Origin of the sequence: Pedobacter yonginensis (assembly GCF_003173595.1) — a bacterium.
Taxonomy (GTDB): Bacteria; Bacteroidota; Bacteroidia; order Sphingobacteriales; family Sphingobacteriaceae; genus Pedobacter; species Pedobacter yonginense.
Genome location: NZ_QGNZ01000003.1, coordinates 755,670 through 769,798 on the forward strand (window position 1 = coordinate 755,670; position 14,129 = coordinate 769,798).

General features: G+C 37.9%; 12 protein-coding genes, 1 tRNA gene and 2 rRNA genes. 7 read left to right on the forward strand and 8 right to left on the reverse strand.

What is annotated here, in order from left to right; all coding sequences use genetic code 11:
• Positions 1-22: 22 nt before the first annotated feature.
• From DHW03_RS14865 to DHW03_RS14885, 5 genes are all read right to left on the reverse strand, one after another.
• The gene (locus DHW03_RS14865; protein ID WP_240618550.1) at positions 23-1,510 is read right to left on the reverse strand and encodes a lipopolysaccharide biosynthesis protein; all 1,488 of its coding nucleotides are present in this window, start codon (positions 1,508-1,510) and stop codon (positions 23-25) included.
• Between the two features lie 120 nt (positions 1,511-1,630).
• Positions 1,631-1,903 carry an acylphosphatase gene (locus DHW03_RS14870; protein ID WP_109926601.1) on the reverse strand — a complete coding sequence of 91 codons (273 nt, stop codon included), beginning with the start codon at positions 1,901-1,903 and terminating at the stop codon, positions 1,631-1,633.
• Between the two features lie 49 nt (positions 1,904-1,952).
• Positions 1,953-2,909 (reverse strand): NAD(P)H-dependent flavin oxidoreductase, encoded by a 957-nt coding sequence (locus DHW03_RS14875; RefSeq protein ID WP_109926602.1) that lies wholly within the window; start codon positions 2,907-2,909, stop codon positions 1,953-1,955.
• A gap of 3 nt (positions 2,910-2,912) precedes the next feature.
• Complete coding sequence (locus DHW03_RS14880; RefSeq protein WP_109926603.1) at positions 2,913-4,079, reverse strand: amidohydrolase family protein; 1,167 nt, start codon at positions 4,077-4,079, stop codon at positions 2,913-2,915.
• A gap of 91 nt (positions 4,080-4,170) precedes the next feature.
• Positions 4,171-4,243: transfer RNA gene (locus tag DHW03_RS14885), tRNA-Thr, on the reverse strand.
• Between the two features lie 511 nt (positions 4,244-4,754).
• Between DHW03_RS14885 and DHW03_RS14890 the strand changes: the two genes are divergently transcribed.
• From DHW03_RS14890 to DHW03_RS14900, 3 genes are all read left to right on the forward strand, one after another.
• Positions 4,755-5,069, forward strand: a complete 315-nt coding sequence (locus DHW03_RS14890; protein WP_109926604.1) for a hypothetical protein — start codon at positions 4,755-4,757, stop codon at positions 5,067-5,069.
• 112 nt (positions 5,070-5,181) lie between these two features.
• Positions 5,182-5,496 carry a hypothetical protein gene (locus tag DHW03_RS14895; protein WP_109926605.1) on the forward strand — a complete coding sequence of 105 codons (315 nt, stop codon included), beginning with the start codon at positions 5,182-5,184 and terminating at the stop codon, positions 5,494-5,496.
• 69 nt (positions 5,497-5,565) lie between these two features.
• Entirely contained in the window at positions 5,566-6,897 is a 1,332-nt protein-coding gene (locus DHW03_RS14900; protein ID WP_109926606.1) for a sigma-54-dependent transcriptional regulator, read from the forward strand.
• 34 nt (positions 6,898-6,931) lie between these two features.
• On the opposite strand, the gene DHW03_RS14905 is transcribed toward DHW03_RS14900, so the two are convergent.
• Positions 6,932-9,409, reverse strand: a complete 2,478-nt coding sequence (locus tag DHW03_RS14905) for an ATP-binding protein (RefSeq protein ID WP_109926607.1) — start codon at positions 9,407-9,409, stop codon at positions 6,932-6,934.
• A gap of 202 nt (positions 9,410-9,611) precedes the next feature.
• Between DHW03_RS14905 and DHW03_RS14910 the strand changes: the two genes are divergently transcribed.
• The 4 genes from DHW03_RS14910 (at position 9,612) to rlmN (ending at position 13,316) form a co-directional block, all read left to right on the forward strand.
• Entirely contained in the window at positions 9,612-10,301 is a 690-nt protein-coding gene (locus tag DHW03_RS14910) for a helix-turn-helix transcriptional regulator (protein ID WP_109926656.1), read from the forward strand.
• A gap of 150 nt (positions 10,302-10,451) precedes the next feature.
• On the forward strand, positions 10,452-11,009 hold the full coding sequence (locus DHW03_RS14915; RefSeq protein ID WP_109926608.1) for a DinB family protein: 558 nt from the start codon (positions 10,452-10,454) through the stop codon (positions 11,007-11,009).
• Positions 11,010-11,156: 147 nt separating this feature from the next.
• Positions 11,157-12,131: a 23S rRNA pseudouridine(2604) synthase RluF gene (gene rluF / locus DHW03_RS14920; RefSeq protein WP_109926609.1), complete on the forward strand. Its 975-nt coding sequence runs from the start codon at positions 11,157-11,159 to the stop codon at positions 12,129-12,131.
• A gap of 138 nt (positions 12,132-12,269) precedes the next feature.
• Entirely contained in the window at positions 12,270-13,316 is a 1,047-nt protein-coding gene (gene rlmN / locus DHW03_RS14925; protein WP_109926610.1) for a 23S rRNA (adenine(2503)-C(2))-methyltransferase RlmN, read from the forward strand.
• 293 nt (positions 13,317-13,609) lie between these two features.
• On the opposite strand, the gene rrf (DHW03_RS14930) is transcribed toward rlmN, so the two are convergent.
• Both rrf (DHW03_RS14930) and rrf (DHW03_RS14935) read right to left on the reverse strand, forming a co-directional pair.
• Positions 13,610-13,721 (reverse strand): 5S ribosomal RNA (gene rrf, locus DHW03_RS14930).
• A gap of 137 nt (positions 13,722-13,858) precedes the next feature.
• Positions 13,859-13,970 (reverse strand): 5S ribosomal RNA (gene rrf / locus DHW03_RS14935).
• Between the last annotated feature and the right edge of the window lie 159 nt (positions 13,971-14,129).

A 14,129-nucleotide genomic window follows, 5' to 3' on the forward strand; every position in this document is an offset into this window, starting at 1 on the left:
AGCATGTAATTGAGTAACCGATTTATCGTTTTAACATTTTGAGCACATCCTTTTTTTCAAAGTAGGCAATCCCTAAAATAAAAGCAACCAACATTGCATTACCAATATAGATATTTCTGTTGAACAGGAAGAAAGAGCTGAATACAATAACCGTAGAAACAATAAGGTAGGCTAAAATCTTTTTTAGGTTGTACGGAATAGGATAATACTTTTGGCCGAGTATATAAGAAATGATTGTCATAGTTGCATACGCAGCCATAGAAACCCACGCAGACCCCATGTATCCGTATTTTGGAATGAGCACCATGTTGAATACAATGGTAATAAATGCACCAACCAATGAGATGTAAAGTCCAAATCTGGTTTGGTCTGATAAACGGTACCAAACAGAAAGATTCATATAAATGCCCAAACAAACATAGCCCAATAATAGGTATGGTACAGCAGGCAAGCCAACCCAATATTCAGCCCTATGTGCTGCATCTCTACTAATAAACAATTTCAAAATTTCGATATTAGCCACCAGCGCGACAAATAGGATGGCAAGCGCAATTACAAAATACTGAAGGATAGTAGCATAGGTTTGCTTTGCATTTGCGTTTTTGGCATGACTAAAAAAGAAAGGCTCAGCACCTAACCTAAACGCCGTATTAAAAATGCTCATAAAAATGGCAATTTTACATACCGCACCATAAATACCCACTTGAACCTCTGTTGAATATTTATCAAGCAGAATTTTATCCAAATTTTCATTAATGATGAATGATAGGTTAGCGACCAAAACTGGCCAGCTGTAGGCAAGCATGGTTTTAAACATCGGTTTATCAAACTTTAATTCCAGTTTAAGAAACTCTGGAATAAGCAATAAAAAGGTGATTAAACTAGCTGCAAGATTCGCGATAAACACGTAACCTATCCACTTTTCACGGAAAAAACTAGCAAAAAAATGAGCGGAAGGCCAGTTATGCTTTATAATTGCCGGAACCGCATAAATAAAGAACAAGCTAAAGCAAACATAACTTAAAATGTTGATAAACTTAAGTAAGCTGTACCGAAATGGTTTTCCATCTGCCCTTAATTTAGCGAAAGGAATAATACAGATGGCATCCGAAAACAAAAGCCATAAAAAATACTGAACATAACGACGTTGATCCTGAAAGTGAGACATGTTATTGTTCAACAACCATTTGGTGATGGGATCGGTAAATATTAAGCCAGTAATTAGAAATAATATCGAAATAAAGGCAATAACCAAAAAGGAATTGTTATAAACCTGTTGCTTTTTGTCTTCGTGTTTATTTAAGTAGCGAAAAAAGGTGGTTTCCATCCCAAATGCCAATAATGCATTAATTAACGATGCATAACTGTACATTTTGGTGAAAATACCATAGGCTGCCGCTGCATAGGTACGGGTAAATATTGGAGTTAAAATAAAGTTGAGTAAGCGAGATAGTATGGTGCTAATACCATACACCATAGTTTGCCCAAGAAATTTTTTATATACAGACAATTGGTTTTAGATTTAGATTTTAGATTGAATCAGCATTTTGCTTCAAAATCTACAATCGATTTATTTTAAACAATTGGAATCGTTGGAATCTAGGCTTGCGTTTCGATTCCCTAAATCCACCTATTTTTTAACAACCTCAAAATTACGATAGTTTTTTACTTCCGCTTCGGTATAGTGCACATCTTCTACACGAGCGCGATCTGGCCCTTCATGGCACCAGTTTACAAATTCTTCTAAAAATAATTCATCTGCCTCTGCTTCAATATAAACAGAACCATCCTTCTCATTTCTTACAAATCCATTTACCGACATTTGGTTAGCGATAATTTTTGTTGTTTCTCTAAAGCCAACGCCCTGAACTTTTCCTGTGATGATGATCTTAAAATGCTTCATTAATGTAAGAAATTGAATTTTTAATCTTGTAAAGTTAGTAAACCAATCCTTATCGGTTTAATTCATGATACAAATTCTTAAATTTTGCTAAACCTGCACAGTATTCAGCCCAAATATCTTCTAAAATTTGTTTAGCGGGTTTTATTTCATTCAGCATAGCTGAAATTTGGCCGATTTCGAGCTCTCCATTATCCATGTCCCCTTCAAACATCCCAAGTTTTGCCCTAGCTTTACCCAGCAATTCCATTAATTGACTTCGATCTGCCCCGGCAGCTTCTGCCTGCGATACGGCATCGGCAAATTCATTCTTTAATAACCTTACCGGCACCAGCTTTTTCATGGCCAATTTTGTATCTCCTTCTACTGATGCGATAATCTTATCTTTAAAGGCAGGGTGCGCAGATGATTCTTCGGCAACGGCAAAGGCAGAGCCAATTTGAACCGCATCCGCACCGAGCGCAATGGCAGCCAACATCGAATTACCACTCCCAATTCCACCTGCCGCAATTACTGGAATATGAACAGCTTTCTTAATCATCGGAACTAAACACATGGTTGTGGTTTCTTCCCTTCCGTTATGTCCTCCAGCTTCAAAGCCCTCTGCAACTACGGCATCCACTCCCGCTTCCTGAGCTTTTAATGCAAATTTGGTATTCGCGATTACGTGTACAACGATGATTCCGTTTTCCTGTAAAGTACTTGTCCAAGTGGCCGGATTGCCAGCAGAAGTAAAAACAATCTTAACCTTTTCCTCTAAAACGACATCAATAATTTCTTGGATATTCGGATATAAAAGCGGAATGTTAACACCAAAAGGTTGATTTGTAGCCAGTTTGCACTTTTCAATGTGCGCCCTCAGTACATTGGGATACATAGATCCTGCACCAATTATGCCTAAGCCACCCGCATTAGAAACGGCTGCTGCCAATTTCCATCCGCTGCACCAAACCATTCCGGCTTGAATAATTGGATATTTTATATTGAAGAGTTTGCAGATTGTGTTCATCTTTTAAATTAACTTAACAACTAAATCACTTTCAATTTTAAAATGATTTGATAATTGGATGAGATTTAAACCAGGCTTTTTCCCAATTTCAATGCTTCCAAATTGCTTGTGCAGATTTAGAAATTCTGCTCCATTTAAGCTAGCCCATTGCAACAGTTTGTCGAAAGGTACCTGTTTATGTTGCTGCAAAGTTTTCATCTCTGACAAAATATTCAACTGATGATTGCTGGCCAAACTATCGGTACCTAAGGTAATTTTAACATTTTCATCGATTAGCAAATCTACATTAGGCAAGGTATTTTCAATATATAAATTGGCTTGCGGGCAAAGGCACCAGTATAAATCTGCATGGCTTTGTTTCGCAAATTCTAAATCGGCCTTGCTTGCAACGGTGTTGTGTACCAGTAGCGTTCTGAGTTTTTTAATGCGGGGCAGCCAAGTTTGCAAAGAGGTTTTACCGCTTGGCTCAAAATACGAGATGTCTAATCCTAAAAACTGATACAGATTTAAGAATTCTCCTGTTTTATTTTCAAAAAACTGATTTTCTTGTGGTGTTTCTTGGTTGTGTATGCTGATGGGGGTTTTGCCATGTTCTGCATGTGCATGAATTAAAGCAAATAATTCGGCCGAAACAGAATAGGGTGCGTGCGGAACTACCGAAGCAGATAAAGGGGCAAATTTATTTTTAAGATCTATCGCAAAATCCATCACCGCCTGTGCATTTGCAGGATTAAAACCCATGGCCTCTACAAAGGTGTGGTAGTATAATTTACTATTGGTTTTAATTTCTTTTGATATAATTTGATTAGATATATCGCCAACGGCTACAATTCCATTATCAAACATCTGCTGATCGGCCTTTCGCATAGCCAGGTGAATTTCTTCGCTGCTTGCCTGTCTATTTTTAATGATATTTTGTACAAACGCTACTAAACCCGTGTGTTCAGGAACGCTAGCCAGCATGTGGGAGAGCTCTAGATGACAATGGGTATTTACAAAGCCAGGTACAATGGCACCTGCGTATTTCTCGATTTTAAAATCAAGCTTTAGTGCGGCATCTTCTGTATAAATCTCTTTTATTTCGCCATTAGGATTTATTGCAACTACTCCATTTTTTATTGGTGGAGTGCTCACCGGAAAAATCCAATCGGCTGAAAAGTATTTTAGCATGAAGCGAATTTACGATTTGTAATGAAGTGCGCTGGTAAAATGGATTGGAAATATTTTTAGATTTTGATTACATCTAAAAGAGAATTAAAAGAGCCTCCTATCGGAATCGAACCAATGACCTACTGATTACAAGTCAGTTGCTCTACCAGCTGAGCTAAGGAGGCTTTTAATTGGGTTGCAAGTATAGAAAAAATAATTCTTTTGAAAAAAAAAATTTTAAAAATTTCAAAGAAACTAAAGCACAAATTAACTAAACTCTTAATTTACAAAAACTTACAAAAGTGGATTTGGTGTTTGTGCTCGGCAACCTTAGATCATTGCACAGCCAGAATTTTTATAAACCCGATATGCGCGAAAAGCCACCGCTGATGCATCTGCATGGCTGCCTATTTGCTTCCCAATGTTTTTGCAGAGGCTTTTTCGGTGCTTGAAGCATTAGCGGGACGAACGCTTAATAGCAGCTTTGTTTTTGCTTTCCAAATCCGGTAATTCACTACCAATTAAATAAAAGCTGTTGCCATTACCCCCAAGCTGTGGAGAAACTCCCCAATTTATTTTTTTTGGCATAAACACAAATACTTATAAATGAATGAATTAAGCAATTTTAGCCTTTTGGCACCATTATGAAACCATAGCAAGTATTGTTACAAACATAAATTTTAAAAATTACATACTATGAAAAAGTTCATTTTATCAGCTACATTTTTAGCGTTCGCAGGATTCTCAGCAGTACAAGCAAGTGAAATAAAAGACTTAAAAACTACTGCAATTGTTGCAGTTCAAGATAGCGCGGTAAAAACGCCTGTAAAATTAGAAGAGTTACCAGAGCCAGTTACAACCGCATTAAAATCTGATGCCTATAAAGGTTGGACAGCAACTGAAGCCTGGTCGGTTAAGGAAGGTACAAAAGAGTATTACTTAATTAATGTTAAAAAAGAAGCTGAAACAGGTTCAGTGAAAATTGACAAAGACGGTAAACCAGTTCAATAATATTTGCCTAAAGGCATAATCAACTATGCGTGGCTGGAAATGGCCACGCATATACTCAACTAAACTACGAAGCTATTTTAAGATGGTTTCATCACATTAAATTTAATACAAGATGAAAAAGTTAATTTTATCAGCTGCGTTCTTAGCATTTGCAGGATTATCAGCAGTACAAGCAAAAGAAGTAAATACCTTAAAAAACGCCGCAATTGTTGCAGTTCAAGATAGCGCAGTTAAAACGCCTGTAAAATTGGAAGAATTACCAGAGCCAGTTACAACCGCATTAAAATCTGATGCTTACAAAGGTTGGACGGCCACCGAGGCATGGTCTGTTAAAGAAGGTACGAAAGAATATTACCTAATCAATGTTAAAAAAGAAGCTGAAACAGGTTCTGTAAAAATTGATAAAGACGGTAAACCAGTACAATAAACCCCAAATATTACATCTACCTAGTACAAGAATGGCCAGACTTTGTCTGGCTTTTCTTATTTTTGCTGTATGGCCAGAATCCTGATTTTAGAAGACGATACTACATTTGCTCAATTACTTGAAGGCTTTCTGTCAAAAAATATGCATGAGATTACGCTCGTAACCTCGGTAAAACAATCCTTTAAATTAATCGAAAATCAAGAATTCGATTTACTGCTTTTAGATTACCGGTTGCCCGACGGGATAGGGGTTGAGGTACTCGCCCACAGTAGAAATTTGGGACTTTCCATACCGGTAATCATCATGACCAGTTTTAATGATGTGAGAACCGCTGTTAAATCCATGCAGATGGGTGCTTTTGATTACATCACTAAGCCGGTAAATCCAGATGAGTTACTAATGGTTATTAAAAATTCTTTAACCAAAAAGGAATCTAAAAATACCGAAGTTAAAGAAACCGACGCTGATTTTATAAAAGGCAAAAGTGCCATTGCCGATAAATTATACGAACACATCGACTTAGTTGCCCCCACCGATATGTCGGTAATTATTCAAGGTGAAAGTGGTACGGGAAAGGAATTTGCAGCAAGAACCCTCCACCAACAAAGCAAGAGGGCAAAAAGACCATTTATAGCGATAGATTGCGGTTCACTCTCTAAAGATTTAGCAGCTAGCGAATTATTCGGCCATGTTAAAGGGGCCTTTACTGGTGCGCTAAACGATAAAAAAGGTCAATTTGAGGTTGCCGATGGTGGAACATTATTTTTAGATGAGGTTGGAAATTTAAGTTACGAAGTTCAGATTAAATTGCTACGTGCCTTACAGGAGAGGGTAATCCAACCCTTAGGCAGCTCGAAGCAAATTCCAGTTAATGTGCGCATCATTACGGCAACAAATGATGACTTGAGTAACAGCATGCAGCAGGGCGCGTTTAGAGAAGATTTGTATCACCGTTTAAATGAATTTAAAATCCAACTGCCAGCTTTGAGAGATCGGGGTGGAGATTTGGAATTGTTCATCAATCATTTCATACAGCTATCCAACCGAGATTTGGAAAGGAACGTGAAAAGTATTTCATCTGAAGCCAAATCGCTACTTTTGAACTACGATTGGCCAGGAAACCTACGTGAACTGAGTAATGTAATTAAACGGATGGTTTTATTAACCCCTGGCGATGTGGCGCAAGTTACGGCCCTACCAGATGAGATGATGATTTCGGTACATCAGCAAATTGCGCCCGGCGGAACATCAGATTTAAAAGCCGTTAATGAGCAAAACGAAAAAACACTTATTGCAGAAACGCTAATCAAAGTCAAACACAACAAATCTAAAGCGGCAAAAATGTTGAATATCGATCGAAAAACACTTTACGCCAAAATGGAAAGATATGGAATTGAGTAATCCGTCAATTTAATTTGTCTGCTTAAGCTAACAACTATTCTTTATCAAGGTATTCCATATTTTCCATAATCGCAATCAAAGCATCCAGCTTCTTCAATTGACCGGAAATTTCCAAAATTACGCTGTCCGCCAATCCATTGTCTGCAATGTTGATTTCGAGCAGCCTAAAAGCATTAGACAAGGTTGTAGAGCCCATTTGTGCCGTTCTACCTGCTAGCCGATGCACAAGCAACCGGGCCTTGTCTGAATTACCTTCTTCAATATACTTTTTCAATTCTTTCGAATCTTCAACACAATCCTGTTTAAATCGATTTAAAATTTTCTGGAGCATTTGTTGGTCGCCAAAGGTCATTTTTTCAACTGACGACAAATCAAATTCGGGTTGCTCAGGCAGTATTTCAGTTCTTTCAAAAATCGACAACAGATCTTCAGCTCTAAATGGTTTTAAAATAAGTCCGTCAAAACCTTCGCTTAAAACCATTTCTCTTTCTTCGGGCAAAACCTGAGCGGTAATGGCAAAGAATTTAACGCTCGATGGAAGTTTCTTCTTCAATAAATGGCAAAGCTCTAAACCCGTCATCTCGGGCATTCGCATATCAATTAACACATATTTTAAATCAACGACTGGCTCTTCCTGAAGAATATCAGCTACTTGGCCAAAGCTTTGATAAGGGATGTTATTTTTCTCAAAAATTAAACCACATAAATCTAAAATCAACTTGTCATCATCAATTACCCAAACCATTCCAGAATCCACTATGGCATAATGCTCTAAATCGAGTGCTTCATTTACACGTTCATCCGTAGCTTCGTATTTTAAGTAAATGCTAAAAGTTGTTCCGATACCTGGCTTACTTTTTACATAAATCCGGCCTCCTTGATTTTCGATTAGCGATTTAACAATGGTAAGCCCTAAACCTGTGCCCGTTTGGTTGATGATGTATTTCTCGGGCGATTCAATCTGCTCAAATTCGTTAAATATTTTGGTGATGTCCGTTTCAGCAAAGCCAATTCCAGTATCCTTTATCGTGAAATTGAAATGCAAATCTGATCCTTGTTTTTTGCAGGAAACGGCGAGCAGGATCTCACCCTTGAGTGTAAACTTAACCGCATTTCCTAATAGATTAAATAGAATCTGTTTCAATCTAAATGCATCGCCTTTCACAAATTCGATTCCTGCCAAATCAAAGTCTTCTATTAGTTTTAGTGCTTTTTGCTCTGCCAATGGACGCATCACCGAAACCGCCTCATTCAAAACTTTGCGAACATCAAAAACCTGATGGCTGAAACTAAATTCTCCCGATATGATGCGGTTATAATCTAAAACCTCATTAACAATTTGTAATAAATGGATGGAAGATTGATAAATCGCATCGATATCCTTTTTATTGGGTTTGTCTTGCTGCGTAATGAGCTCTGCATAGCCTAAAATGGATTGCAAGGGTGTTCTAATTTCATGACTCATATTGGAAAGAAATCTTTGCTTTGCCTTAACGTGATATTCAGCCTCGTCCTTTGCTTGTTCTAGTGCCTTTCTATATCGATTACTTTTCGTGATGTCAGTTAAAATTAAATAGAGAAGAATTACGGTGATTAAAAAGAAAGCAATAATGATGATGGTAATTTGCGTAATTCCGTCGTTTACAACTTGTTTAGCCTGAATGCCATTCAAATCTACCTGAGCAACTGCCTCCCCTTCAACTTCCCTTAAAATTTGAAGCATTTGCCCTGTCAAAGCATTACTTGCATCAGATAAATCAGCCTCTCTTTTTAAAAATTTCTGGCTTTTTTGTTTTTGTTCGAGCTCAATATTCTTCAGAGAGCCAGTCATACTTTTCATGATGCTGTCTTCAGCCTTTGCATTTAGCGTATCGCGCTTAACCTTAAATTCTTCATTAATAATTTTATAAACCTCCGATTTCTTCTTTCCAAATAGCTTGCTTAGAAACCCTCTTGATTTCTCTTGCTCATCTGGTGCAACCGTGGTGGTAGAAGTTGTTGTTTCTGTAGTTAGAATTGCACTATCGGTTTGTCTTGAACGAGTCGCAACAAGGTTATTTAACTTTTTAACCTCTTCAGAAAAAGATTTGGTATTCACGAGCGTCTCCCTAACCTTTAAATAGGAAACAAATTGTTTGTCTCTTTCCGTTAGTAAGTTCTTAATCGATTTTATCCTTGCCAATTGAAGAGAATCTTCAGAATATAATTTACTAAGGGTATCCAAACTTACTCTCAGCCTTCTCGATTCCTTTAAAAAGCTATAATTTCCTTGCTTATTAAAGGCTTCATCTCGTTGTAACTGATCTAACCGTGCAATTTTATGCGATAAATCGTTAACAATGCGTAGGCGATCATTTGGTGCTGATATTTCCTCAACCGTATTTAACATTCTGGTGAAAGCAAATTTGCTGATGCCCCAAGCCAAAAGCAGCGCGAAACAGGCAAATAAAAACCCAATAATTACCTTACTTTTTACTGCCCTAAAGAATCTTTTTTGAATATCTACAGCCATTAAATTCAGATTATGCTTTTAATATCTAACGAATGATGTAAGCGGAAAGACATGTGCACTGATTACACAAATAGCATACCAAGGAAATTTTTGTTGGGTTTTAAATACCTTAAAAGCCTCCTACCAATATTTGATGGTGTTAATTCTGAATAACATTCTCAACATTTACATAAATTACCTAATTTTAACCGAGCCAATCTATATGAATCGAATCGACCGCCTTTTCGGGATACTAACTTTGTTGCAATCGCGAAAGTATATATCTGCAGAAAAGATTTCTGAACGATTTAACATTAGCATTCGTACCGTTTATAGAGATATAAAAGCTTTGCAAGAACAAGGAATACCTGTAAGCTTTGAACAGCCGAAAGGTTACTTTATGGTTCAGGGCTTTTTTCTTCCTCCTGTTTCCTTTAACATGGAAGAAGCCAATGCCTTATTGCTGGTAGAAAGTTTGGTAAATGGTTTTGCAGATAAATCCATTCGTGCACATTACTCAACTGCACTTACAAAAGTTAAGGCCGTATTAAAAGCCTCACAAAAGGAGAAGCTGGAAAACATGAATCAGCACATAAAACTTCAAATTCCGGAGCGGATGACCTTCAACTTTGAATATCTCTCACTCCTACAACATGCAATCTCCGAAAAAAACATTGTCCAACTGGATTATAAAAATGCTAAAGAGGAAATAAGCAAGCGCACTGTTGAACCCATCGGTCTCATCTTTTACGCTTTCAGCTGGCATTTAATCGCTTGGTGCCATCTTCGCGGGCAGTACCGCGATTTTAATTTAACGAGAATCATCTGTTTAAACAATCGAGGCGAATATTTCCAAAAAACAGACCACATGCCGCTAAGCGAGTACATGAGCATGTTACCTGTAAATTTTTAACACACTCACAGCACAAGCATTTCACAGATATCTTCAAACACCATTCAGTAATCAATGCTGAATTAGCAAATAAAAAATCATTCTATTTTTTACACTGCCATAGGGTTGTCACTCGCCCTCGTTTCCTTTGTACAACAAACCCAACCAACCATGAGCATAGCAGACTTACTATTAATGGAAATAACCAAAATGGAAACAAAACAAAAAAATATGAATATGATTAAAGCATTATTAAAAGAATTTGAATCGGAATTCAACACCACTAAAAAATTTTTGAAGCGGGTACCTGTAGATCAATTTGATTGGGCTCCACACGAAAAAAGCATGAAAATGAAGTCGCTGGCAAGCCACATTGCAGAGCTACCTGCTTGGGTAAATTTAGCATTCACCACCGATGGTTTGGATTTTGCAACAGCGCCATACGAAGAAAAGCAGGTTGAAAGCAATGAAGATTTACTGAAGCTATTAACTGAAAGCTACGAAAGTGGACGAGCTGAATTGGAAAAAGCCAGCGAAGAAGATTTTGATAAGCAGTGGATATTACGCAATGGAGAACAAATTTTAGGTGATTTGACCAAATATGAGATGATGCGTATTGCCTTTAGCCAAACCACACACCACCGGGCGCAGTTAGGTGTTTATTTAAGATTATTAAATATCCCAATACCAGGGAGTTATGGCCCAAGTGCCGACGACCAAAGTTTCTAAATTTGATTTTCCTTAGTTGAGATGATTGCTCAACTAAGGAATTTACTAGAACTTCTGCGCTATCCACCCACCAATGTTTTTCCGAATGAAACAGAAACAAACACTTCGGTTTAGGCATTTAGCTTATATTTGCGTAAAATTAAATCTATGCAAAATTCAAGTGCAACCCGTTTAAATAAATTCATAAGTGAAAGTGGATTGTGTTCTCGCCGTGAGGCAGATAGATTTATAGAAAAAGGAACTGTTTTTATAAACGGGAAAAGAGCCAAAGTTGGCGATCAGGTTTTCGCAGGAGATAAGGTGATGGTTAATGGCCATAATATCGAACCCAAAGAAGATTCTAATTTCATTCTTTTAGCATTTAATAAGCCCGTGGGGATTACCAGTACAACAGAATCTAATGTTAAAGATAATATTGTAGATTATGTTAACCACAGCGAACGCATTTTCCCAATAGGTCGTTTGGATAAAGATTCATCTGGGCTAATTTTCCTAACAAACAATGGTGATATTGTAAACAAAATCTTAAGAGCTGGCAATAAACACGAAAAAGAATATATAGTAACGGTGAACAAGCCCATTACTGAAGATTTTATCTTCGAAATGAGCAATGGAGTACCCATCTTAGGCGTAAACACTAGAAAGTGTAAAGTCCGTCAAATCAGCACATTCGTATTCAATATTATTTTGATTCAGGGCCTTAACAGACAAATTCGTAGAATGTGTGAGCACTTCGGATACGAGGTAACCAAGCTAGAGCGCACAAGGATTATGAATATCAATTTGAAGGGCATCCCAACTGGAGAATTTAGAGAGCTTACTGAAACCGAGTTAAGCAGCATATCTAAAATGATCGAAAACTCTTCGTCAGAAGCAGCTTCTAAACCAAAAAATACGAAGAAGAAAACAAATTCTTGGGAAGAAACACAAGAGTCCAAGTCAGAATCGTCCAAAAAGCCAAATCAATCAGCAAAACCCAGCGGCCAAAAATCTTTCACTAAAAAATCTTCGCATGCGTCTTCATCTAAACCGGCGCCTAAATCAGGCTCCGCACAACGCAACACGAGGCCAGGCAAGGGAAAATCAGCTGCAAAATCAAGCACACGTAAAAGAGGGAGATAAACCTCATTTGAGTCAATTTGGGCCTTCTAATGGGCATCTGCACCAAATTGCGCGTGGTAATGTAAAATTTGCAAGCCTGTAGCCTAACAGTATGCTTTATCCTTTCAGCTTAAAGCCTTTTTGCTAACTTTGTAATAAATGGTAACAGCAAAAAAACTCGATATCCGCGCATTAGATTTGCCTCAATTGCAACAGCATCTTACCGCTATGCAACAACCAGCATTTAGGGCTAAGCAAATCTACCAATGGCTTTGGGAAAAATCTGCAACCAGTTTCGAGGAAATGAGCAATCTTTCTAAAGATTTGAGAAAGGCTTTAGACGAAAGTTTTGCCATCAATGCCGTTCAGGTTAACAATTCACAATTCAGTAGCGATCATACCATAAAAAACACTTTTCGTTTAGCCGATGGTAATATTGTTGAAGGCGTATTAATTCCATTAGAAGATAGAATGACAGCCTGCGTAAGTTCACAAGTTGGGTGCAGCTTAACCTGCAAATTCTGTGCTACAGGTTATATGGATCGTAAAAGAAATTTAAATGCGGATGAAATTTATGATCAAGTTGTTTTAATTGATAAGCAGGCCAAACAGAACTACAATAACCCACTTACCAATATTGTGTATATGGGCATGGGCGAACCTTTGCTTAATTATGCCAATGTGCTGAAATCAATTGAACGCATTACGGCACCAGATGGCTTAAACATGAGTTATAAACGCATTACCGTTTCTACAGCAGGCATAGCCAAAATGATTAAGAAGCTTGGTGATGACGGAGCTAAATTTAACCTAGCATTATCACTTCACGCTGCAAATGATGAAAAGCGTAATGAAATTATGCCGATAAACGAGGCCAATTCATTGAAAGCACTGTCCGAAGCATTAAAATATTATTTCGCCAAAACAAAAAATCCGGTTACTTACGAATATATCGTATTCAATAACTTTAATGATGAAATTGCTGATGCAATGGATTTGGCCAAATTCTGTAAACACATTCCTTGCAAAGTAAACTTAATTGAGTATAACCCAATTTCATTTGCCGATTTTACAAATGCCGAAGGCGATAAAATTGATGCCTTCGCAAACTACTTAAAAAATCAAGGCATAACTACCAATATCCGTCGCAGTCGTGGTAAAGATATTGATGCCGCTTGCGGTCAATTAGCCGTAAAAGAAAGCTAACATCCATTAATTAGGCAAAGCAAATCCAGTGTTCATAACGATGGCTTCGGTCCCGCTATCCACTACAATCTTTTCGGACGCTAATCTTAAATAGAAAAGCCCTCAAACCAAAAAGTATTTCCGTTGCTATCGGGTTTAGAAACTCCTTACAAGGGTTTATAAGCACGTTAGATTTAAGTTTAAACAAGGGCGGACATAAAGGCAATAAAAGTTTTTGAAATAGTTCTAAAAACAAGAAACCCTGCAGTTGTTACTACAGGGTTATTCTCTACCAATGTTCATTGGGTTTAGAGATTTGGCATCGACCTACTCTCCCACGTGTTACCGCAGTACCATCGGCTCTGGTGGGCTTAACTTCTCTGTTCGGAATGGGAAGAGGTGGACACCACCGATATAGACACCTAAATATTTTTATATCGATTCAATATTTCAACTGAGTTGCTATGGTTAATGATCACTTAGAATCCATAGTCTTGTAACCAGAAAAACCCTGGAGTTGTTACTACAGGGTTTCTGTTTATCCTGCTAATTAGCAGTTTAAGATCTGGCACCGACCTACTCTCCCACGTGTTACCGCAGTACCATCGGCTCTGGCGGGCTTAACTTCTCTGTTCGGAATGGGAAGAGGTGGACACCGCCGATATAGGCACCTGAATGCTTTTAGATAAGACAATTGGGCAGGGGTCTGGGTCTCAGGGCGGAAATGGTCCGCCATGCCCCCGGTCCTGCAACCATTGGCCTAAATGACATATTATTGAAAGAAGTTATGTTAGAAGAACAAACAACGATGTTGTTGCCTTGAAAGCCTCGGAT